This window comes from Maribacter sp. (assembly GCF_039968975.1).
Lineage (GTDB): Bacteria > Bacteroidota > Bacteroidia > Flavobacteriales > Flavobacteriaceae > Maribacter.
Window position 1 is genome coordinate 1 of sequence record NZ_JBDVOT010000143.1, and the last position, 22,547, is coordinate 22,547.

Genomic DNA, 22,547 nt, shown 5'->3' on the forward strand with positions numbered 1-22,547 from the left:
ATACTGTAGAAACAACGGCATTTTTACCTTGACCTTGATAGCCTTTAGTAACCGGCTTTTGATTTTTACAGGATATTATGGTGATGATAAGTAATACGGAGTATAGAAGTTTTCTCATTTTATTAAATATTCTTGAAATAATGTTCTGTTGTTTGTTCAATAAATCTATCAACAAAAATTGGATTGCCTTTATGTTTAGTACTGAAATTTCAAAGTATTCAATATTTCTTAAAACTTGTATTCATTTTTTGAAGTATTCTTTAGATACATTTTTTGAAAGGTTCTCGCTAATTTTAAGACATAAATAAAGTATCTATAATTAAGGTATCTGTTAAGTTGAAAAAGATTCATTATCATTCTAATTCCTTACCTTTATTTTCTATAATTAATTGCACATGAATTCGAATAAAAAAGGCTTGAACACCATATGTACCCACGTGGGTGAATTAGAAGATAAACAGCATAGAGGAGCGGTATCTCCTCTGTACATGAGTACATCATATGCTTATGAAGATGTTGATGTAAAACGTTACCCAAGATACTTTAATACACCTAACCAAGAGGGTTTATGTAAGAAGGTTGCAGCTTTAGAGCATACGGAATCTGCTCTTATTTTTGGTAGTGGAATGGCAGCTGTAAGCACTGCTTTATTGGCATTTTTAAATGCCGGTGATCATGTTGTTCTGCAACAAACGCTGTATGGAGGAACATATAATTTAGTAAATGAAGAGTTTTCTAAATACGGAATTGAGTATTCATTTACTAACGGATGGCAGGCAGATGCTTTTGAGGCTCAAATTAAAGAGAATACAAAGGTTATTTATATAGAGACCCCGTCTAATCCTCTACTTACTATTACAGATTTAGAGGCTGTTGCCACTATTGCTAAAAAGCACGGTATTGTTACTTTAATTGATAATACGTTTGCCAGCCCTGTAAACCAGAACCCTGTAGATTTTGGTATAGATGTGGTTATACATAGTGCAACAAAGTATATGGGTGGTCACTCAGATATTTGTGCTGGTGCCGTGGCATCTACTACAGAGAATATGGAACGTATTTTTCATTTAGCTAAGAACTTTGGTGGTAGTTTAAGTGATTATACGGTTTGGTTATTGGAAAGAAGCATGAAGACTATGGGTATTCGTGTTAGGGCACAAAATGAAAATGCAATGGCAATGGCGCATTTTCTTGATGGTTTAGCAGATATAGAAAAAGTATATTATCCAGGTTTGCCAACGCACCCAGATCATGATATTGCTAAAAAGCAAATGAAAGGATTTGGCGGTATGTTATCTTTTGAGTTGAATGCAAATTTGAATTCATCTCAATTTCAGAAAGCCTTACAGTTAATCAAGCCATCAATGAGTTTGGCAGGGGTAGAGAGCACTGTTCTTTCGCCTACGCAAACATCGCATGCTTTAATGAGCGCAGAAGTAAGGGAAGAGCAAGGTATTGCGGACGGATTAATTCGTTTCTCTGTTGGTATTGAAGAAGTAGAGGATTTAAAGCAAGATATTTTACAGGCTATAGCGCAGATAAAATAGGAATATCCATAAGAATTAGTATAATATGAAGTTAGATATTTTAGTTTTTGGAGCACACCCTGATGATGCGGAACTAGGTGCAGGTGGTACTATTGCCAAAGAAATTGCTTTAGGTAAAAAAGTTGGTATAGTTGATTTGACACGTGGCGAATTAGGAACAAGAGGTTCTGCAGAGATACGTGACAAAGAATCAGCTGCGGCTGGTAAGCTATTAGGTGTATCGGTACGTGAAAATTTAAGATTTAGAGATGGTTTTTTTATCAATGACGAGTCTCACCAATTAGAGATTATCAAAATGATTCGCAAATACAGACCTAATACGGTTTTGTGTAATGCAATTGATGATAGGCATATAGATCATGGTAAAGGTAGTAAACTTGTTAGCGATGCCTGTTTTCTAAGTGGATTAAGACGTATTGAAACTAAAATAGGAGAGGAGCGCCAACAAGAATGGAGACCAAAATTAGTGTATCATTATATTCAATGGAAGAATATAACTCCAGATTTTGTTGTTGATATTAGTAGTTATATAGACGCCAAGACAGATGCTATTTTAGCATATAGCTCTCAATTTCATGATCCTAATAGTAATGAACCAGAAACGCCAATAAGTAGTAAGACTTTTATTGAAAGTGTACACTACAGGGCAAAAGATTTAGGTAGATTGGTGGGTGTTGACTATGCTGAAGGTTTTACTGTAGAAAGAATGGTAGCTGTAGACTCTCTTAATCACTTAATTTAAGCAGATTCTTTATATCTATTTTGTATACGTGGTATGGTAAAGTAAAAGCTTGATCCTTTACCTACGGCACTGTGAACCCATATTTTGCCATTATTTTTCTCTACCATTTCTTTACATAACGAAAGTCCTAAGCCAGTTCCTTTTTCATTATTGGTACCGTAGGTTGTATGATTTGAATCCTTTTCAAATAATTTATTAATAATATCTTCGCTCATACCCATACCATTATCCTTCACGTATATCTCGCAAGTTTTAATCTTTTGTATGGCGCCAATAACTATTTGCCCATTGTTTGGTGTAAACTTTAAAGCGTTGCTTAATAAGTTTCTAATGATAATATCTATTTGGTTGGGATCTGACCAGATTTGACAATTTGGCTCAACTCTATTAATTAAAGAAATTGATTTAGCTTCGGCAATTTCAGATAATAATGCCATATTTTCCTCTACAATACAATCTAAATTGGTTACTGCATGCTTGGTAATAGACCCGTTCATTTGTGTTTGCCCCCATGACAGTAAATTGTTGAGAGTGAAAGATATAGTGTCAATATCAACTTTCAACTTAGGAACAAAATTTAGGAATTCGTCCTTAGTCATTTCACCTTCTTTAAATAATTTTAATAGTCCTTGAAAAGCTCCAATTGGTCCTCTTAAATCATGACCGATGATAGAGAATAATTTGTTTTTTGTCTGATTTAATTCATTTAGGTACGCCTGCTTTTCTTCTAAATCATTTTTCTTATTTCTAAGTTCTAGATTTAATTTTTTCTGTTCCTGTTCATTTCTATGAATAATAAGGGTAATAATAGCGAAAATGAATAGGATAACAATAAATACATAAATGTATATTTTTTGTTTCGCGAGCGCCTTCTTATTATCTAATATTAATTGTTGTTTTTGTTGGTCGTATTCAACTCTAGTTTTAAGCATGTTCAAGGCTTTTTCATTACTAGTAGCAGAAAGAGATTCATAAGTTGCCTGATAAACCTCATGATACCATAAGGATTTTTCAAAGTCTTTTTTGTTTTTAAAAATTTTAGATAATTTTTGTGTGCTATTTTTAATTCCTGATCTTAAACCTATTTTTTTAGATAAATCAAATGCATTTAAAGCGTAGACTTCAGCTATGCTGTCTCTTTCAAGATTTAAGTAAGCTTCGGACATTCCATTTAGTAAATCTATTTTGCCACGATCATCTTCAATTTCTTGATGTAATAATTCACTTTGTTTATACCAATAAAGAGCCCAGGTATTTTTGTTTTTTTTGAGGTAAATTTTACCTTTTATTTCATAACAAAAAGCTAGCCATTCTAGAATTCTTTCTTTTTCAAATGTTGCTATACTAACATTAATATTATACATAGCATAGTCTAACTCGTTCATATCTGCATATGTAGAGGCTATATTACTGAGGGTTTCAGCTAAAAAAACAGGATTACCTATCTCTTCATGAATACTTTTAGATTTTTGTAAAAAAACCATTGCTTGCTCGTAATCTTGTTGTTCAAGATAGAGATGTGCAATATTGTCGTTTACTATCGATATAATATTCTTAAAATCGTATTTTTCTGCAATTTCCATTGTTGCTAAATACCATTTTAAAGCTTTTGAATATTCGCCTTTATACCAATATTCTTTAGCTAAATCGTTTAAAGTTCTAGCCTCTAAAAAATGATTTCCAATTTTATCTGCAAGGTTAGATGCCTTAATGAAATATTCAATTGCTTGGTCTGTCTTACCCTTGTCAGAATAATAACCACCTAAAGCATGATAAGAACTGATTTCTCCATTTTTAAATTTTGCTTTTTTACTTAGGTCAAGACTTTCTTTACCTAAAATTAGTAAGCTGTCTAAATTGTGAAATCGATATTCTTTGGCTAAGGCTATTAAGCTATTTATGTAAATAGTGTCTTTGGTACTAAATTTCTCAGACTCTTTTATTTGTTCAATCTCGTTTATTAAAGTGTCGCGATTAGAATCTTGAGCTTTTGCAGATTTCATATAGAAACTAAAAAACAGGCATAGAAGCATACAACCTTTCGCAAGGTTATTTTGTTTATGTTGTTTTAAAATTTTGATTTTCATAGAAGTCGCTCAATAATGCGATTCTAAAATTAATCTAGAAGAGTAATTATTTATAATAAATGTTGTGAAATGCTATTTATTGTGTGTTTCAACGTTCTAAATAGGTAGTTTGTCGATGATTTAACTACATTAGAAGTGATTAATAATCTAATGGCAACGATTTATTTTTTAAAGTTTTAAATAAATAGAAAGTAAACGGTAAGTTAATTAACACGAATATTTTACGCGGCTCTTATACTATGTCAACTGGTAATTCAATAATAAATTGACTTCCTTTATTAGGTTGGCTTTTAACCATAATATCTCCGTTATTCTTAATAACCATGGCTCTAACCAACCTTAAACCTAAACCAGTACCTTTTTCTGAATTTGTACCGTAATTACTGAAATTTTCTGTATTACTAAATAGTTTTGATACATCTGCTTCTGTCATACCAACACCTGTATCGGAAATTTTAATTACCAAGTTTTTATTTTTAATTTCAGTAGATATAGAAATCATTCCGTTGTTAGGAGTAAATTTTATGGCATTATTAATTAGATTTCTGAAAATGATATTGAATTGCTGTAAATCTGCAAATACTTTGTCATTTGTGGAAACTTGATTATTTATTACAATTGATTTCTTGTTAATTTCATTTCTGTATAATTGAAGAATAGTTTCTAATTCATATTTAACTGAAATACTTTTGATGTTAATGGTATTGCCTTGCATTTGCGTTTTACCCCAATGCAAAAGGTTATCCATAGTAAATTGTACTTGATCTAAATCTTCTTTCAATTGTGGGGCAAATTTTTCAAAGTACTCTTTGCCTTCTTTATCTTCTAGGTAAAGTGTTAAAATTTCGTTTAATGATATTACCGGTCCTCTCAAGTCATGACCAACAATGGAGAATAGTCGGTCTTGATTTTCATTTATTTGAGAAAGTTTATTTTGGTTCTCATTTAATATTTCAGCTTGATTAGCTAATTTTTTATTTAGAACCTTTTCTCTCTTATTGGCATTTAATATTATAAACACGATAATAATTAAAACAAAAAGTCCTGCTAAAGCCCATTTTACATATTTCCGCTGTTCATTTAATGCTAGTTCATTTTTGCTTATTATATTTTCTGCCTCTTTGTCAAACTTCAATTTTGCATTGAGCATCATTAAACTTTGTCTGTTTTTTATCTTAAAATTATCATTCGAAAGTTTTTCGGTTAATTCAAGAGATTTTAAAGATTGAGCTACATTGCCATTAATTTTGCTTATTTCATATAGTGTTCTATATGCTTTTTCAAGCCCTTTGTCATAATCAGAAGAAGCGTAAAGGTTTATACTTTTATTTATAATTTCCTCAGCTTTTACTAAATTATTTAGTCCTAAATAAGATTTTGCTAAACCGTATTTAATATCGGCTTTTGCTTTTACATCATTGAACCCTTCATGTATATCTAAAGCCTTTTGATAATTTATCAAAGCATTTTCAAAATCATTTAATGCCAAATAATACAAACCAAAAGTAGAATGGGTCCATGCTAACCATGTAGTTAGATTATTTTTTTCAAAAAGTGCTAATGTTTCGTCCAATTCAATTTTTGCTTGTTCTAAATTTCCTAGCTTAATGTTTAAGTATGCCATATTACTCAACATAATAGCTTCTTTACTAGGGTCATTTAATTTTTTAACGTGTTTAAACGCTGCAGCATAATACTTTAAAGCCTCATCATTATCTTCTAGACGACTAAAAATAGTGCCTAAATTCATGTTCATTCTAAATAAGTGAAATTGATCACTGTTTTTTTCTGCAACAGCAAGAGTATGTAGAAAATGTGTATAAGTGGATGGGTAGTCATTTTTAAAATAATACCCTTGACCTAGAACATTATAAATTTTCATTTCAGTTTTTGGAAATTTACTTAGCTCGGGATCTTTTACAGTTTCTAAAGAGAAGTCAATAGATTTATCCGTTTGACCAGTGTACAGGTATAATGTTGCAAGATTTGCTAATGCTTCAAGTTCACCTTGTTTATAATTGTTTTTCTTGCTAAGTTCAAGTGCTCTTTTTGAATGTGTTAGCATTGAATCTTGCTCAATTAATCTTTGATAATATGAGAGTTGATTTAAGTTGTCAATGTACTTAAAGTCATTCTCAGAAAAATTAGGACTTTTAGTTAATTCTGAAATTTTTTCATGATAATAATTAATACTATCTTTTTGTGCTGCTACAGTAAAAAAGCTAAAAAAAAACAATGGTAAGAGAAAAAAAATATGCTTATAATTTGATATAGAATACATTAAGTTGCAGGTATAATATAAGTAGGTTGTGATATTTAAAACATCAAGTTAAAAATTATTTTAATAAACTACTCTTAAAATTAATTATTTCTTCAAAATTCAATTTATTACTTGTCAGAACTGTATAAAAAAATTATCTTTGCACTCGCTTACAAATGGTGGTTGTAGCTCAGCTGGTTAGAGCATCGGTTTGTGGTACCGAGGGTCGCCGGTTCGAACCCGGTCTTCCACCCTAAAGCAGATAAAAAGTCTTGGATTTATTTCCAGGACTTTTTTGTTTTAAAGAATTCTTTGTTAGATTTTAAGTATATAAAAAAAGCCTAATAGTAAACTATTAGGCTTTTTAAATTTACGTAGTAGATAAGTTAGTCTACTTTTAATTTTTGGTCTCTATTGGCAATTTCCCAAGCGGTATAGAAAACTAACCTACTTCTGTTTTCTAAAAGGTCATAGTTTATTTTATCTGGCGTATCACCTGGTTTGTGGTAATCATCATGGGTGCCATTAAAATAAAATATAATAGGAATATTGTTTTTAGCAAAGTTATAGTGATCACTTCTGTAATAGAAACGGTTAGGGTCATTCTCGTCGTTGTATGTATAATCAAGTTCTATATTCATGAACTTTTTATTTACCTCTTCAGACAGGTTATGAAGCTCAATACTTAATTTGTCTGAACCTATTAAATAGATATAATTACGATCTCCTTCACGTTCAGGATCTATTCTACCGATCATGTCAATATTTAAATTGGCTACAGTATTTGCAAGTGGAACAATAGGGTCAACGTCAGTGTAATATTGAGAACCTAATAATCCTTTCTCTTCACCTGTAACATGCAAAAAAAGAATAGACCTTTTAGGACCTACACCTGCATCTGCTGCTTTCTTAAATGCCTCTGCTATTTCTAAAAGGGCAACTGTACCAGATCCATCATCATCAGCGCCATTGTTGATTTCTCCGTCACCTGTAATACCAATGTGATCAAGGTGAGATGAAATCACCAAATATTCATCTGGTTTTATAGAACCTTTAATCATTGCCGCAACATTTTCAGATCCAATTTTATCATTAGTACTTTCAAAGCTCAATTCTACTTTTTTAGAAAGTACTTTGGTTTCACTATCATTTTCTATGTTTGAAAGTAAACTTTTAGCTAGCTCTTGATCAATGAATAGACTATAGAATTCAGGTGCGTTATTATCAACGACTTCCATTCTGCCATTATTATTTTGCTTCATAGATTCAAATCTTCTTTTAAACCTATTAAAATTGTCAGCATCATAATACAATACTCCAATTGCGCCCTTGTCAACTGCAATTTGTATTCTCTTTGTAATTGATTCTGACATATTACTCCAAATAGAAGCTTCAGTAGTTCCGGAAATACTATAATTACCGTCTGCTTTCTTTGGCTCGCCAGATTTTAATAAAACAATTTTTCCTGCTACATCTATATCATTATAACTAGAGTAATTGGAGTCTTCAATACCGTAACCAACATAAACTATTTCATCTGTTGTAGTATTTGCAGCGGTAAAAGTTAAAACGTGCTCACCAATTGGAAAATCGGTACCGTTTACACTCAGTTTTCCTTTTGGAAGTTTACTGATTTCTAATGGTACTTCTTGAAAATAGTTTCCGTCTGTTTTAGCAGCAGGAATACCTAATTTTTCATATTCAGCTTTTATATATGCAATTGCTTTTTTCTGACCAGGTTGACCGGTTTCTCTACCTTCAAACTCATCTGATGCATAAATGTACAAATGGTCCTTTAATTCTATTTCTGTGATAGATTCTGCAAACGTAATTTCTGATGCTGCCGTTGATGCTTCAGAAGCGACATCTTTGACGGTTTTTTGAGAAGAATTACAAGAAATGGCCGTAGCGACCAATAAGAATAGTTTTTTTTTCATTTTATAGTAATCAAATTTTTTCAAAAATAATCAAATCTTATCTAGTATGAATAGCTAGATATTACATTCAAATATTTTGATATATCTTATTTATTCAGAGCTTCTGCAATAGCAGCTTCTACTAAAGGCTCCATCACTTTGTAACCTTCAACGGTTGGGTGTACTTCGTCGGCAGCATATTTCTTTGGAAGACCGTTACGCTCATCTACCATAGCAGAGAAATAGTCCAAATAAATATGACCTTTAGCATCTGCATATGCTTTGATCATTTTATTTAATGCAATAATTTTACCTGATGGTTCTAAACCTGGTTTCCATGGGTAATCGTATGCAGGTAGCGTAGAGGATAAAATGACCTTAATGCCATTTGCATGTGCTAATTCTGCCATTCCTTTTATGTTATCCATAATCATCTCTAAAGTAGACGGACCAGTATTTCCGGCAATATCATTAGTGCCTGCTAAAATAGTTACTACTTTAGGGTGTAGTTCAATGACATCTTGTCTAAAACGTATTAGCATTTGTGGAGTTGTTTGCCCACTAATACCTCGGTTTATGTATGGTTTGCCTTTAAAAAACTCTGGTCGGCTATTTAACCAACCTATAGTAATGGAGTTGCCCATGAATACAACGCGATTTTCATTGACTTGTAATTCTGGAACATTTGAATTCGCTTCTTCAAAATGTTTTAAATCTGCCCAGTCTTGTGCGTGTATGGTGGTTAATCCTAATAATGATAGCATACATGATATAATTAATACATTTACTTTCTTCATTTTTAAATTTTTTATGCTAGTTGAATTTTTTCTTGTTCATCATTGGTAAGAGGAATACTTTTAATAATATGTTCTTTGTTAGGTCGTTGTACTGCCAAGTAGGCTATTAAACAGATTGAAATGACCAATGGTAATGCATTACCAGAAGTGTTATATGCAAAGAGACCTATGAAAGCAGGTATTTCTATGAATGTATATTTAAGTTGTAACGCAGACTTATATTTTCTTAATTTATCTTCTAATTTGGTTGCTATTTGAATACTGGAAATCATTTTTTTAAAGATCCACTGACTTCCAAAATATCCTACCATTGCAAAAAGAGGCACTACATACAGTAACATACCCTCGATAACAGTATTAGAGTTGAATGAGTTTACTTTATAAATCACCCAAATGGTAATAATGACTAATACGCCTAACAGTAATAAATGTAAAATTGAAAGGCTTTTAATAAAATTCTTTAAATCCATAAGCTATATAATTTTCTAAGATAATATAAATAATAAGCATACAGAATAGATGCCTTCATTAGTATTACCATTTACATGTTGTTCATCTAACAGAATTTTTATCTTTGCCCTGTATGAAACAAATACTTGCGCTTCTTCTTTTCCTGTTTTACGTGCATAGTTCTTATGGTCAGTTTGAGCAAGATAAAGTGCTGCATTTTCTAGGCGGAAATCTTTATGGATTAGTTGGTGCGGGTATTGCAAACGAAATTTCTGACGGAGATAGAACTTGGACGTTTGTTGGTGCCGTAGGGGGTAGTTTGCTTATAGGTTTGGCAAAAGAAGGTATTGACCAAAACCAATACGGAGGATGGAGTAATGAAGATCTACTAGCTACCGTTTTAGGTGGTGTTACAGTTGGCGTTACCATAGATATTTTTAAGAAGAAAAAGCAACGTAAAAGAGAGCAATTGTTTAGAGATGCAATTAAGTCTGCCGATACTGGATTTCAAAAGAAATTCCCAACAGAAACAAATTCATTGCTTGTATTGGGAATATCTACTACTGTTCTAGAAAAATAATTTTCTAAGGCTTGTTAATATTTAGCGCTTTTATCCGTAGCAATGGTGCGTTTAATAAAGTCACGAATATCATCATTTGCATTTTTCAAATCTTCTCTTCTCAAATACATCATGTGCCCTGATCTGTAGCCTTTAAAGCTAAACCTATCTTTCATTCGTCCGCTTGGGTCTACTTGCCACATGGTATATTTTGCATTAAAATATGTAGTTGCGCCATCATAATATCCAGATTGAATCATAACGTTCAAGTATGGGTTTTGAGCCATTGCCTGTCTTAAATTATCCCTTGTATTATCGTTTTCATTGTTCCAAGGGTGTACAGGACCAAAAAGATTGTATTTAACATCGGTTTTAAAGTTCAATTCTTCTTGTAGATAGTAATTGATTGCTGGTGTAAAGCTATGCAGCCAAGATGTAATTTCAGAATTGTAATCTGGTTTCATACCAGCAAGTTGCTTATCAATACCTAAATATCTAGAATCTAATCGTCCTACGGTGTAACCACCTTTTTCTTTTAATAAATTTTTCCAAAAGAAAGAAGTTGGCACTACCAGGTTTTGATCTAAAATGTCTTTTTTATCTAATCCTGAATAATAAGCCATCTTATCCGCTATGGCATCTTTTTCAGTAGTATCTAAGAAACCGCCTTTTGCTAATGCGGGTATCAATTTATCAATGGTATAAGCTTCTGATTCAGGTAATATTTCCAATAAATCTTTACTTTGTAGCGCAGGAGGTAAAGCTTTATGGTGCCATGCCGCCGCAGTGTAATATGGTAAGTTGATAGCTTCTGCCACAGGTCCTGAATTACGAATTACCTTATAATCTGCCGGAGAGACCATAATTACGCCGTTCAAATACATCCATTGTTGGTTCTGCAATGCCAAAGAAAGTCCCATAACACGTGTACCACCATAACTTTCACCAATAATATATTTTGGTGACCGCCATTTATTGTTTCTGGTTACAAAGGTGTTTAACCATTCTGCTAAATACTTTATATCTGCATTTATACCGAAGAACTTATCTCTATCTACATCTTTACCGCTTGCAGGTATGGTTCGGCTGTATCCGGTATTTACAGGGTTTACGTAAACTATATCGGCAACATCTAAAACTGAATACGGATTTGCACTTACGCCATAAGGCTGTACTGGGTAACCTTCATCGTCAATTTTTAAAACCTTAGGTCCTGTATATGCTAGATGCATCCAAACAGAACCAGATCCCGGTCCGCCATTAAATGATATTAACAATGGTCTTGCGGCCGAATCTTTAATATTATTTCTTGTATAATAGGTGTAATGTAAAGAAGCAATAGGTTTTGCATTTTCATCCCATACAGGTTGCGTGCCCGTTTGTGCCGTGTACGAAAAAGTTGATCCATTAATGGTGGCCGTATGCTGTGTTGTAATTACAGTGTCTATAGGTAATTCTCTAGACTGCCCTATGGCAACGCTAGCCGCCAAGCAAATTGATAATTGTACTATTTTTTTCATGGTTTGATAAGGTTCTGTTGTCTAACGAAAATAACAATAATCAATCATATTTATGTACTCAAACATCTGATTAAGGTTTTAATATCAATTAATCATTTATGTGGATTATTATAAAGAATAAGATATAAAATAGGTGTGTAGATTATTAATGTAAAAATGAGGTTGGCAATTATGAACTTCAATGTTTTTTATTTAATTTTCTTAAGAATTAAATATACATATGAAACATATAACAAGGCGCTCTTTTACTAGTTTAACTTCAAAGGGTTTTTTAGGCACAGCATTACTTGGCAGCATACCATTTGCAAAAGGGTTTACTCCTGGGCAAAACAATAAAAAATTGGGTATTGCATTGGTGGGTTTAGGTAGTTATAGTACATACCAATTGGCACCTTCGTTACAAGAAACTGATCATTGCTATTTAGCGGGTATTGTAACCGGCACAAAAGAAAAAGAATCTGTTTGGAAAGAGAAATACAACATCCCTAAAAAGAATATATACAATTATGAGAATTTTGACGATATAGCAAATAACGATGCTATTGATGTGGTTTATGTTGTTCTACCTAATAGTTTGCATGCCGAATTTTGTATTCGTGCAGCTAAGGCGGGTAAACATGTTATTTGTGAAAAACCAATGGCTGTTAACGTAGATGAATGCGATGCTATTATAAATGCTTGTAATGAACATGGAGTGAAATTAGCTGTAGGTTATAGGATGCAAAGTGACCCCTATACCCATGAGGTAAAAAAGTATGTGAAGGAGAAAACATTTGGTGATGTACTATTTGTTTCTTCAGATGCTGGTTACGTTTCTAATGGAAACCCTGGTCAATGGCGTTTAGACAAATCTCTTTCAGGTGGTGGAGCCTTAATGAATATGGGTGTTTATGCAATACAAACTAGTATATATGGTGCAGGGCAAAATCCTATTTCGGTTTCTGCGCAAGAGTTTAGTACTCGACCAGAGTATTTTAAGGACACCGATGAAACAATCACCGCTCAGTTCAAGTTTGCAAATGGTGCGGTTGCTCATATGATGACTTCACATAATGCAAATGGTAATAGGTTAAAAGTTCATGGTAGCATGGGTTGGTTTGAGCTAGATCCCGCTCATAGTTACGGACCAATAAGTGGGCGAACTTCTAACGGAAATATTTTAGAATTTCCTTTTAAGAAACAACAAGCATTGCAGATGGATGATTTTGCAAAGCATATTTTGTTAAATACCAAAAACATAGCTCCCGGTGAAATGGGAAAAAGAGATATGATTATTGTTGAGGCTATTTATAAATCAATTTCAGAAGGCGGTAAAGAACAGGTGTTAGTATTGGGTAATTTAGGAATAGTACCATAAATATCTTTTAATCAGAAGGTTAAAAATTAATTAACATAGTATTCAAGTTTTGATCACTTCAATTTCAACTTAATTTTACATCTTAACATAAGCATAAACTTCTGTTCATCTATTGCTAATTTTCAGTAAACCTTTCTAAAAGCTTGTCTGTATAGTTTTGGCATTCATAACCTAAAAACTATATTGATAATGAAAAAATCAAAAGATTTACTATTAAAAGCTATTTTCCTTTCTTGCCTAGGAATTGCAGTAATAAGCTGTGAAGGAGAAGATGGTGCTGATGGTATTAATGGAACAAATGGCATTGATGGTGTAGATGGCGCCGATGGTATTGACGGAGAAGATGGTCAAGATTTAACTTTGGCAGAATCAATTCCATTAACTACTTCTGTAACTCCAAATGAATTATTTGAGCTTAAAGGTGCTTTTGCAGGTTCTGCCGAGCTTAACATGATTATGTCTTCTGCAGATATATTGGAGTCCGACTCTACTTTTGTTTACGGATCTTATATGGACGGTGCTGCACTTTTTCCTGCTGAAGATGGTAACTATGCTTTAATCAATAATTTAGAAGCAGATTATTCCATAGCAAGAATAATGTTGAACTCTGAACTTCAACCTTTACAAGGTGATTATATCGTTAATTCTACAGCTACCGCATTTACGGCTATGTGTTCTGGTTCTGCCATAACGGTAGAAGAGCACGGTTTTGGTCCATTATATCTTTCTGGTGGAGAATGGGGCGGTAACGCCAAAGGTGTTTACAAGGTAAATCCTTTTAGATCAAAAGAAGATAGAGTAGAGGTAGAGAGATTGCCTGCTCTTGGAGAATGGTCTACAGAGAACGCTGTTGCAATAGGTAAGGATGCTTACACTTCACAAACAGTCATTTTTATGGGAGATGACCATAGCGATAATGTGTACCCTCAAGCTCATTTTGGAATGTACGTAGGTCAAAGAGGTGACCTTTACGGCGGAAAATTATATGTTCTAAGAGGAAAGAACCCTATGGAGTCACTACCAGGAGAAGGTGGACAGTTATTTGAAATGGGAATGTCAGAAGATATTGCCTATGACGTAGAATGGGTAGAAGTTACTGAAAGAACTATTGATGAGCTGAACCAAGAGGCTATTGATTTAGGAGCTATAGGTTTTCAAAGAATTGAAGATATTGATTGGAGAAGAGGTTCTGCTGAAGCTCAGAGAGAAGTATACTTTAATGCAACGGGTAGAATCCGCGGTGACAACCCTGATCTTAATTTAAGAGGTACAGGTTTTGGTCGTGTCTATAAATTAGAATTGAACGAAAACGATCCAACAGCAGACGCTGTTCTTACCGTAGTTGTAGATGGTGATGTTGAAGGTGGTAAAGGTGATGGTATGCATTCTCCTGATAATATCCTTGTTACTGAAAACTATGCTTACATTCAAGAAGATCCAAACGGTTATTCTGACTTAAACGCGGATATTACTGGGTTTGCGAAGTTGTGGCAGTTAGATTTAAACACGGGTAATTTTGTTGAAGTGATGGAGTGTAATCAAACTTTTGCATCTAGCGTTGGTATAGGTAATACCAGTAGTATGTGGGAGATTACAGGTTTATTCGATGTTACTGATATCATTGGTGCATCTGAACCAACCTTTATTGGTGGTGCTCAAGTACATGGATGGAATTTTAGTACTACACCTGATACAGCAGTAAGGGCTGACGGACTTAAATTTGTTGATCCAACTGCAATTAGTGAAGGTAGTGCTTCATTAGAAGGTTCTGTTCTTTTTAAGTTGACAGGCTTACCTAGATAATTAGTTTTATTTAATCAAATTAAAAGGTTCCCTTAATTGGGAACCTTTTCTATTCATATAATTTTACAAAGTAACATGAGAGTATTTCATTGCAAATGGATTTTTGTTGGGCTTATTAGTTTTCTTTTTTCTTGTAAAAATGATAGTACAGAACCACTCTTGGCTATAAATAAGAATGAACAATCAATGTTCAATGACCAAATTCGTGAACAGTATTTTAAGGCATTAGATAGTACTTCTTACTATATGATACAGATAGATACTTTAAATACGCTGTCAAAGAATAAAAGTCTATTTCTAAAAAGTAGGGAGTGGTATAAGCGAGTAGAACCTATGTTAATAGCATATGACTACGAAAATTATTTATCAATGAATGCTCCAAATTTATTGAAAGTAGAAATAGATGATCACCAAGATATTAGAATTCAAAAGCCAAAAAGTTTTCAGGTTTTAGAAGAATTACTTTATGATGAAAATGGCTTTTCTAATAAAGAACTAAATGATGTTTTAGAGTATTTAAAAATTAGAATACCGTTTATAAGAAATAATCATATTCTTATCTCTCAAAGAGATAGGCATCATCTAAAAATGATAAGAGATGCAGTCGTTAATATTGCTACTAAAGGGATAACTGGTTTTGATTCACCTATGTTGGCAAATTCCTTAAACGAAGCTATTTACAATTACGAAACCTTATTAAATGTTTTAACCATTTATAAGGATGCTTTTGCTAATAAAGATTTGTACACCCAATGGAAAACTGAAATCAATACAACTATTAATGTGCTTAAAAATGGAAGTTTTGATGAATTTGATCGCTATTCATTCATAAAGCTACATACCAATAATCAATTGGTATTAGTTGACAAAACAGCTAAAGACTGGAATATTGAATTGAGTAAATCTAGAGCATTAGACCCAACAGTTACCAATCTATTTGATAAGAATTTTTTTAATATGAAAATGTTCTCTATGCAAAGATCTCCTGAAATTACCGAAGAAAGAATTGCATTAGGTAAGCAATTGTTTAATGACAAAGCATTATCAAGTTCAGGCACAATAAGTTGCGCTAGCTGTCATATTGAAGAAAAGGCTTTTACTGATGGTCATGCAAAAGCATTGGGTGTAAATGGCAAAGAATTACAACGCAATTCACCTACATTGACCTATGCAGTTTATCAGCGTTCTTTGTTTTTTGATGGTAGGGCAGACGGACTTGAAGATCAAATTGTTGGTGTAACCAATAATGAAAATGAATTTCATATCGATTTAGATAAATTAGAGGAGAAAATTCAAGAAAAACCACAATATAAAGCACAGTTCGATTCTCTGTATCATGGTAAAATAACAAACATGAATGTGCGTAACGCCATTGCTACATACATTAGAAGTTTGGCAACTTTTGACTCTAAGTTTGATAGAAATATAAACGGGCTAGAAGAAACTATGACTGAAGAAGAAGTTAATGGTTTTAATCTTTTTATGGGTAAAGCAGCTTGTGCAACATGTCATTTTCCACCGGCTTTTAATGGTACTGTATCACCTAAATATATGGAAAGCGAGTTTGAGAATTTGGGTGTTCCTAAAAATGCAAATTTTGAAAATCCTGTTTTAGATGATGATTGGGGGCAGTATTACCCGTACCAAGTTGTTGAAAAGAAACATTTTTTTAAGACTGCAACGGTGCGTAATGCAGATTTAACCGGTCCATATATGCACAATGGAGTATATAAAACTTTAGAAGAAGTAGTGGAGTTTTATAATGTTGGAGGCGGTTTAGGTATGGGTTTAGATGTGCCTCATCAAACCTTACCGTCAGATTCTTTAAACTTAACCGAAATAGAATCTAAGGCTATTATCGCCTTTATGAAAACACTTACGGATAAGCAATTTGAAAACCTGAATTAGAACTTTTCAAATACTCCCAATCCAAACAAGGCAAAATCATATTTAACTGGATCCGTTGGATCCAGTTTTCTTAAATTTTTATCTAACTCTGCAAGTGCTTTGGCATCGTTTTGCTTACGTTTCAGCAAACTTAGCTTTCTTGATACATTGCCTGAATGAACATCTAAAGGGCAGGATAGTTTTGATGCATTTATATGTTTCCAAATACCGAAATCTACATTGGTAGATGCATCTCGAACCATCCACCGTAAAAACATATTTATTCTTTTTGCCGCAGAGCCTTTTAATGGGTCAGAAACATGCTTGGTGGTACGTTGCTCATACGGTAATTCAAAAAATATTTTCTTGAATTCGGAAATTGTAGGTTGTAGACTATCCTTTGTTTGATGGGTTGTAAAAACTCCCTCTAATCCATTATGATTTGTGTAGATATTTTTAAGGCTTTGAATGAAATAGGTTAGGTCAATATCATTGAAAGTTCTATGAACAAAGCCCGCTAATTTTTCTAAATCGTCATCCGTATGATTTAATATGAAGTCAAATGGACTTTGACCCATTCTTTCCATAAGTTTATGAGAATTATTAATGATGCTTTTTCTATTACCCCAAGCAATAGTTGCTGTTAAAAAGCCGCTAATTTCAATATCTTCTTTGGTCGTAAAAAGATGTGGAATTTGTATAGGGTCTGTTTCTAAAAATTCAGGATTGTTGTATTGAACAACCTTCTCATCTAAAAAAACTTTTAATTCACTTTTTGTCATTCAAAGGAAATATCTGAAAATTGCATGATTAATACAGGTATTACTAAAACCATATTATAGAAGGCATGTAGGGCCATTGACCAAACTAGACCATATTTAACTCGTATAAAACCTAAGATAAACCCAACACCAATTTGTGGTGCTACCAATAGTGGAGAAAACAATAATACTTGAGTATTCATTTCAAAGTTACTAATGTGCATGAACCCAAAGGCAATGGTAAAAAGATAAAATATAGGTTTGAAGAATTTAGAGTTTTTAAAAAAGATTAAAGGTCCTCTAAACAGTAATTCTTCAAAAAATGGAGCAATTATAACGGCTAAAAAAAATATAAGCAAAGCAGAATAGTTTTCGAACAAATCGTCCATAGCATGTTTGCCCATATCTAGTTGCAATATATTTTCAACTATACTAGCAACCATTAGTAGCAACATACTTGTGCCTAATGCTATTAATAATAACTTAAAAAAGGTGTTTAATTTGTTAGAAAATGATGTGGTTATATCTTGTTCGTAAAAAGGATTCTTGGCAAAGAAAAGTAGTTCTTGTAGCATTTTTTATCAGTTAGGCTAAAATGATTTCTTTATCTACAATTTTACCATCTACCATAGTTAATTTGCGATCTGCCATTTCTGCCAATTCACTGTTATGTGTAACGATTACAAATGTTTGTCCAAATTTTTCTCGTAATTCAAAAAACAATTTATGAAGGTTGTCAGCACTTTCAGAGTCTAGATTTCCACTAGGTTCATCAGCAAAAATAATAGATGGGTTATTGATCAATGCCCTTGCAACTGCAACCCGTTGTTGTTCTCCACCTGATAATTCTGATGGTTTATGATTATAACGATGAGATAATCCTAAAAAGTCTAAAAGTTCTTTAGCTCGTACTTCAGCATCTATTTTAGTTGTTTTTTTTATAAATGCGGGTAAGCAAACATTTTCGATAGCGGTAAATTCTGGTAATAACTGATGAAATTGAAAAATGAAACCTATATGTTCATTTCTAAATTTTGCTAAATCTTTGTCATTAAGATTTGTTGTCTCAATATCATTGATAAGTAATGTGCTATCGTTTCTGTTAGATTGTACATCTAACGTTCCTAATATTTGTAACAATGTTGTTTTACCAGCACCAGATGCACCAACAATAGAAACTATTTCTCCTTTTTTTATATGAAGATCAACTCCTTTTAATACTTCTAATTCTCCGTAATATTTATGAATGTTAGAAGCTTTTATCATGGGGTAGGGTGTATTTAAGGTACAGATTTATTGAAATTCAAAATTAACGAAAAAGGATGATGTTAAAAATAGTTATTCGTTTTTACTTCCTTTCATAATATAATTTAGTGTAACGTGATTAGATAAAGCAATGCTGCAATATGAACTATTTATGATATTTTTACGTTTTATGATGGAATAAAATATTAAATTTGTTCAACCTATACTTAATTAGGTTAAACACAAATACAAATTTATGTCTCCTTATAAAAATTTAGAAGAATATAATCTTGAAATTACCGATGAAGTTAAAAGCAGATATTCATCTATTATTAACGAAATTGGTGAAGATGTAGCTAGAGAAGGTTTGGTTAAAACCCCTGAGCGTGCTGCAAAGGCAATGCTTTTCTTGACGCAAGGATATCAACAAGATGCTGTGGAGATATTACAAGGGGCAATGTTTAAAGAAGACTATGATGATATGGTTATCATAAAAGATATTGAACTATATTCATTATGTGAACACCATATGTTGCCATTTTTTGGTAAAGCCCATATTGCATATATACCTAATGGGCAGATTGTTGGTCTAAGTAAAATACCTCGTGTAGTTGATGTTTTTGCTAGAAGACTACAGGTGCAAGAAAGGTTAACGCATGACATTTTGGAGTGCATTAATAATACGCTAAAACCAAAAGGAGTTGCTGTTGTAATTGAAGCTTCGCACATGTGTATGATGATGCGTGGTGTTCAGAAACAAAATTCGGTAACAACAACATCAGGATTTAGAGGTCAGTTTGAAAAGATTGAAACTAGAAACGAATTCTTGAAACTGATTAGTGCTAAACTTTCATAGTCTATTCTATACCTCGTAGTATTTAATTTTTAAAATTTGGCATCTTTGTTGCATTCTTTGATTAGAATAACTAATTTTTCAATATGTCAATTTTAAAAGATAAAAAATACAAGCAGCTTTTTATGGGCTTGCTTTTTGATGGTATAGGTATGCTATCATTTGCCATTCCTTTTGTAGGTGAATTTTCTGATATTGTTTGGGCTCCATTATCCGCTTGGTTAATGACGCGTATGTACAAAGGTAAGGTAGGTCAAGCTGCAGGTATATTTACTTTTGTAGAAGAGATTATACCAGGGTTTGATGTTATACCTTCATTTACCTTAATGTGGTTATATACCTATGTTTTTAAGGGTGCTAAAAAAGGTCAGACAATAGAAGTCTAAACATACTTTTAATTTTATAAAATCACTTAACTTTATCTCAAATACCATGCGTTTTGAAGAGAAGAAGTTTTGTTTCAAAATCTAGTTTAGGTGGTCTAGCTACTTTACTAGGAGTAGATATCGTTTTTAAAGAATTAATGCCAGAAGGTTACAAACCTGTAGCCTTGCAAGATAATGATCCCTTTAAATTATTTGATAAGGATAAAGGTATGGTCATTTTAAATGACAAACCTTGGAATATAGAGGCGCAAGCCCACCTTTTAGATGATAAAGTAACTCCCAATAAATCTATTTTCATTAGAAATAACGGACTCATTCCTGAGGAAATAGATATAGAAAATTGGACACTTACTATTGATGGGGAGTCTGTAAAACAAACAAAAACATATTCACTTACAGAGTTAAAATCAAAGTTTAAACATTATACATATCAATTAACACTTGAATGTGGTGGTAATGGTAGAAGTGAATTTGATCCGCCTGCTAAGGGAAACCAATGGACTATAGGTGCGGTTTATTGTGCCAATTGGACAGGTGTTAGACTACGCGATGTTTTAGAAGATGTTGGTATCAATGATGATGCTGTTTACTTCGGTTATCATGCAGCTGACATTCACCTTAGTAGAGACCCAAATAAGGAATCCATTTCTAGAGGAGCACCAATGGCTAAGGCACTACAAGATGAAACCATTTTAGCCTTCAAAATGAACGGAGAAGATATTCCTTTAGCGCACGGTTATCCTTTGCGCGTAATTGCAGGTGGCTGGCCAGCATCTGTTTCAGGCAAATGGTTGCAGCGCATAAGCATTAGAAATATAGTGCATGATGGTACCAAAATGACCGGTACTGCTTATCGAGTGCCTTGTAAACCAGTAGCCCCCGGAGAAAAAGTAGCAGATGAAGATATGTGTATTATAGAATCAATGCCGGTTAAATCTTTAATTACATATCCTAAATCTGGTGCTACATTATCCAAAGGAAAAATATTAAATATTAGAGGGCATGCTTGGGCAGGTGAGTTAGAAGTTACTAAAATGGAATATTCTATAGATTTTGGAGCTACTTGGCAAACGTGTACAATGGAAAAACCTGTCAATAGATTGGCCTGGCAACATTTCTCTGCAGTTATTTCATTTCCGCAAGAAGGGTATTATGAAGTTTGGGCAAAAGCTACCGATACAAACGGGGTAAGTCAACCAATGTTGCTGCCAGGATGGAATCCTAAAGGATATTTAAATAATGCTTGTCACAGAATAGCTGTAAAAATCACCTAGATGAAAAAGCAAAATCATGACAAAGTAAAACACAATGTTAAAGGTCTTTTTAGAAAGATTTGGTTAGTAGGTGTTATTCTAGCTATTGTAGTGGCTGCGTTGATATATTTTGTTAAAGATTTAAATCTATCTAACGAGCCTGAAACAGAAATTGTTGAAATACCCGATGAAGACGACTTTAACAGAATAGAAAATGGTATTCACGTAAGTACTGGTTTTATAGATGCACCAGGAATGACAGAGACCGTACAGAACTGTACCAATTGCCATTCTTCTAAATTGGTTATACAAAATAGAATGAGTGAAGAGCGATGGAAGTCAACCATCAAATGGATGCAGAAAACCCAGAATTTGTGGGATTTAGGGGAGAATGAAGCTACTATCATTAATTATTTGGTGACAAATTATCCTCCTAAAAAGGTAGGTAGGAGAGTGGTGCTTTCAAATGTTGAGTGGTATAAACTAGAAGAATAGTTATAAAAAAAAGCCTTTAAATTAAATTCAAAGGCTTTTTAATTACGTTAAGCGGTAGCGTATACTTATTCTACTACTACTTCAAAAGTTTGAGTAATGTCAGTTTCTCCACCTGCATCAGCCAAAGTACCATCGTTTGGTTTTGTTGGCTCATGACGTAGTGTAATAGTTAATAAACCTGAACCTGCATCACCAGTAGTCAATTCAAATTCAAGACCTATAGGGTTTCCGTCTTCATCTTCATCAGAATAAGTTAAATCTGCAATAGAACCAGACAATCCAAAGATAAATTGGTGCTCATCAGATTCTTCAGCTACTTCTTCAGTAATATCTTCTGCAGGAGTTTCAGTTTCGTTCAACAATTCAATACTTCCTGAATAAATTGTATTTGCTGTTAAATTGTCTGCCGATATAACAGGTTCATTTGGACCATCTCCATCTAAATCTTGAGATTTCAATATTGCAGTACCATTAGCACTAGTTAAAGTAACTGTCATTGTGGTAATTATCTCTTCTTCGTTTACAATTTCTGGTGTATCATCATCACTAGAACATGATGTCATTACTGTTGCCATTAAGCTCAATGCTAAAACTGTTTTTAATGCTTTGTTTCTTTTCATAGTTTTACT

20 protein-coding genes and 1 tRNA gene are annotated in these 22,547 nt (G+C 33.0%); 11 read left to right on the forward strand and 10 right to left on the reverse strand.

Features of this window, described 5'->3' with window-relative positions; all coding sequences use genetic code 11:
• Positions 1 to 395: 395 nt before the first annotated feature.
• Positions 396 to 1,547, forward strand: a complete 1,152-nt coding sequence (locus ABJI11_RS09470) for a PLP-dependent aspartate aminotransferase family protein (RefSeq protein ID WP_348351556.1) — start codon at positions 396 to 398, stop codon at positions 1,545 to 1,547.
• Positions 1,548 to 1,572: 25 nt separating this feature from the next.
• The gene (bshB1, locus tag ABJI11_RS09475; RefSeq protein ID WP_348351558.1) at positions 1,573 to 2,289 is read left to right on the forward strand and encodes a bacillithiol biosynthesis deacetylase BshB1; all 717 of its coding nucleotides are present in this window, start codon (positions 1,573 to 1,575) and stop codon (positions 2,287 to 2,289) included.
• On the opposite strand, the gene ABJI11_RS09480 is transcribed toward bshB1, so the two are convergent.
• Together ABJI11_RS09480 and ABJI11_RS09485 are read right to left on the reverse strand one after the other, a co-directional pair.
• Positions 2,286 to 4,292, reverse strand: a complete 2,007-nt coding sequence (locus tag ABJI11_RS09480; RefSeq protein WP_348351560.1) for a tetratricopeptide repeat-containing sensor histidine kinase — start codon at positions 4,290 to 4,292, stop codon at positions 2,286 to 2,288. The genes bshB1 and ABJI11_RS09480 overlap by 4 nt on opposite strands.
• Positions 4,293 to 4,608: 316 nt before the next feature.
• On the reverse strand, positions 4,609 to 6,441 hold the full coding sequence (locus ABJI11_RS09485; protein WP_348351562.1) for a tetratricopeptide repeat-containing sensor histidine kinase: 1,833 nt from the start codon (positions 6,439 to 6,441) through the stop codon (positions 4,609 to 4,611).
• 373 nt (positions 6,442 to 6,814) lie between these two features.
• On the opposite strand from ABJI11_RS09485, the gene ABJI11_RS09490 reads away from it, so the two are divergent.
• Positions 6,815 to 6,890: transfer RNA gene (locus tag ABJI11_RS09490), tRNA-His, on the forward strand.
• Between the two features lie 132 nt (positions 6,891 to 7,022).
• Here ABJI11_RS09490 and ABJI11_RS09495 read toward each other — a convergent pair.
• From ABJI11_RS09495 to ABJI11_RS09505, 3 genes are all read right to left on the reverse strand, one after another.
• The gene (locus tag ABJI11_RS09495; RefSeq protein WP_348351564.1) at positions 7,023 to 8,573 is read right to left on the reverse strand and encodes a M28 family peptidase; all 1,551 of its coding nucleotides are present in this window, start codon (positions 8,571 to 8,573) and stop codon (positions 7,023 to 7,025) included.
• A gap of 86 nt (positions 8,574 to 8,659) precedes the next feature.
• The gene (locus ABJI11_RS09500; protein ID WP_348351566.1) at positions 8,660 to 9,349 is read right to left on the reverse strand and encodes an SGNH/GDSL hydrolase family protein; all 690 of its coding nucleotides are present in this window, start codon (positions 9,347 to 9,349) and stop codon (positions 8,660 to 8,662) included.
• A gap of 11 nt (positions 9,350 to 9,360) precedes the next feature.
• The gene (locus ABJI11_RS09505) at positions 9,361 to 9,819 is read right to left on the reverse strand and encodes a hypothetical protein (protein WP_348351568.1); all 459 of its coding nucleotides are present in this window, start codon (positions 9,817 to 9,819) and stop codon (positions 9,361 to 9,363) included.
• A 113-nt stretch (positions 9,820 to 9,932) separates the two neighbouring features.
• Here ABJI11_RS09505 and ABJI11_RS09510 point away from each other — a divergent pair, with 113 nt between their 5' ends.
• A complete protein-coding gene (locus ABJI11_RS09510) occupies positions 9,933 to 10,379 on the forward strand; it encodes a hypothetical protein (RefSeq protein ID WP_348351570.1) in 447 nt (148 codons plus the stop codon).
• 14 nt (positions 10,380 to 10,393) lie between these two features.
• On the opposite strand, the gene ABJI11_RS09515 is transcribed toward ABJI11_RS09510, so the two are convergent.
• Positions 10,394 to 11,878: a carboxypeptidase gene (locus ABJI11_RS09515; RefSeq protein ID WP_348351572.1), complete on the reverse strand. Its 1,485-nt coding sequence runs from the start codon at positions 11,876 to 11,878 to the stop codon at positions 10,394 to 10,396.
• A gap of 220 nt (positions 11,879 to 12,098) precedes the next feature.
• Between ABJI11_RS09515 and ABJI11_RS09520 the strand changes: the two genes are divergently transcribed.
• The 3 genes from ABJI11_RS09520 (at position 12,099) to ABJI11_RS09530 (ending at position 16,946) form a co-directional block, all read left to right on the forward strand.
• On the forward strand, positions 12,099 to 13,235 hold the full coding sequence (locus tag ABJI11_RS09520; RefSeq protein ID WP_348351574.1) for a Gfo/Idh/MocA family oxidoreductase: 1,137 nt from the start codon (positions 12,099 to 12,101) through the stop codon (positions 13,233 to 13,235).
• Between the two features lie 189 nt (positions 13,236 to 13,424).
• Positions 13,425 to 15,038, forward strand: coding sequence for an alkaline phosphatase PhoX (locus tag ABJI11_RS09525; protein ID WP_348351575.1), 1,614 nt, complete (start codon positions 13,425 to 13,427; stop codon positions 15,036 to 15,038).
• A 75-nt stretch (positions 15,039 to 15,113) separates the two neighbouring features.
• The gene (locus ABJI11_RS09530) at positions 15,114 to 16,946 is read left to right on the forward strand and encodes a cytochrome c peroxidase (protein ID WP_348351577.1); all 1,833 of its coding nucleotides are present in this window, start codon (positions 15,114 to 15,116) and stop codon (positions 16,944 to 16,946) included.
• On the opposite strand, the gene ABJI11_RS09535 is transcribed toward ABJI11_RS09530, so the two are convergent.
• Genes ABJI11_RS09535 through ABJI11_RS09545 form a run of 3 tightly spaced genes read right to left on the reverse strand, consistent with a single transcriptional unit; the run spans position 16,943 to position 18,952 of the window.
• Entirely contained in the window at positions 16,943 to 17,707 is a 765-nt protein-coding gene (locus ABJI11_RS09535; protein WP_348351579.1) for a TIGR02757 family protein, read from the reverse strand. The two genes, ABJI11_RS09530 and ABJI11_RS09535, sit on opposite strands and share 4 nt — an antisense overlap.
• Positions 17,704 to 18,261, reverse strand: a complete 558-nt coding sequence (locus tag ABJI11_RS09540) for a CPBP family intramembrane glutamic endopeptidase (RefSeq protein WP_348351581.1) — start codon at positions 18,259 to 18,261, stop codon at positions 17,704 to 17,706. The genes ABJI11_RS09535 and ABJI11_RS09540 overlap by 4 nt, the downstream gene beginning before the upstream one ends.
• A 10-nt stretch (positions 18,262 to 18,271) precedes the next feature.
• Positions 18,272 to 18,952, reverse strand: a complete 681-nt coding sequence (locus tag ABJI11_RS09545; protein ID WP_348351583.1) for an ABC transporter ATP-binding protein — start codon at positions 18,950 to 18,952, stop codon at positions 18,272 to 18,274.
• A 235-nt stretch (positions 18,953 to 19,187) separates the two neighbouring features.
• On the opposite strand from ABJI11_RS09545, the gene folE reads away from it, so the two are divergent.
• From folE to ABJI11_RS09565, 4 genes are all read left to right on the forward strand, one after another.
• The gene (gene folE / locus ABJI11_RS09550; RefSeq protein ID WP_276493112.1) at positions 19,188 to 19,787 is read left to right on the forward strand and encodes a GTP cyclohydrolase I FolE; all 600 of its coding nucleotides are present in this window, start codon (positions 19,188 to 19,190) and stop codon (positions 19,785 to 19,787) included.
• Between the two features lie 83 nt (positions 19,788 to 19,870).
• A complete protein-coding gene (locus tag ABJI11_RS09555) occupies positions 19,871 to 20,170 on the forward strand; it encodes a hypothetical protein (protein WP_276493111.1) in 300 nt (99 codons plus the stop codon).
• Between the two features lie 53 nt (positions 20,171 to 20,223).
• Positions 20,224 to 21,444, forward strand: coding sequence for a sulfite oxidase (locus ABJI11_RS09560; RefSeq protein ID WP_348351585.1), 1,221 nt, complete (start codon positions 20,224 to 20,226; stop codon positions 21,442 to 21,444).
• Positions 21,445 to 21,918 (forward strand): monoheme cytochrome C, encoded by a 474-nt coding sequence (locus ABJI11_RS09565; RefSeq protein WP_348351587.1) that lies wholly within the window; start codon positions 21,445 to 21,447, stop codon positions 21,916 to 21,918. It begins immediately after the preceding gene.
• A gap of 65 nt (positions 21,919 to 21,983) precedes the next feature.
• Here ABJI11_RS09565 and ABJI11_RS09570 read toward each other — a convergent pair whose 3' ends face one another.
• The gene (locus tag ABJI11_RS09570) at positions 21,984 to 22,538 is read right to left on the reverse strand and encodes a type 1 periplasmic binding fold superfamily protein (RefSeq protein ID WP_348351589.1); all 555 of its coding nucleotides are present in this window, start codon (positions 22,536 to 22,538) and stop codon (positions 21,984 to 21,986) included.
• Positions 22,539 to 22,547: the final 9 nt, after the last annotated feature.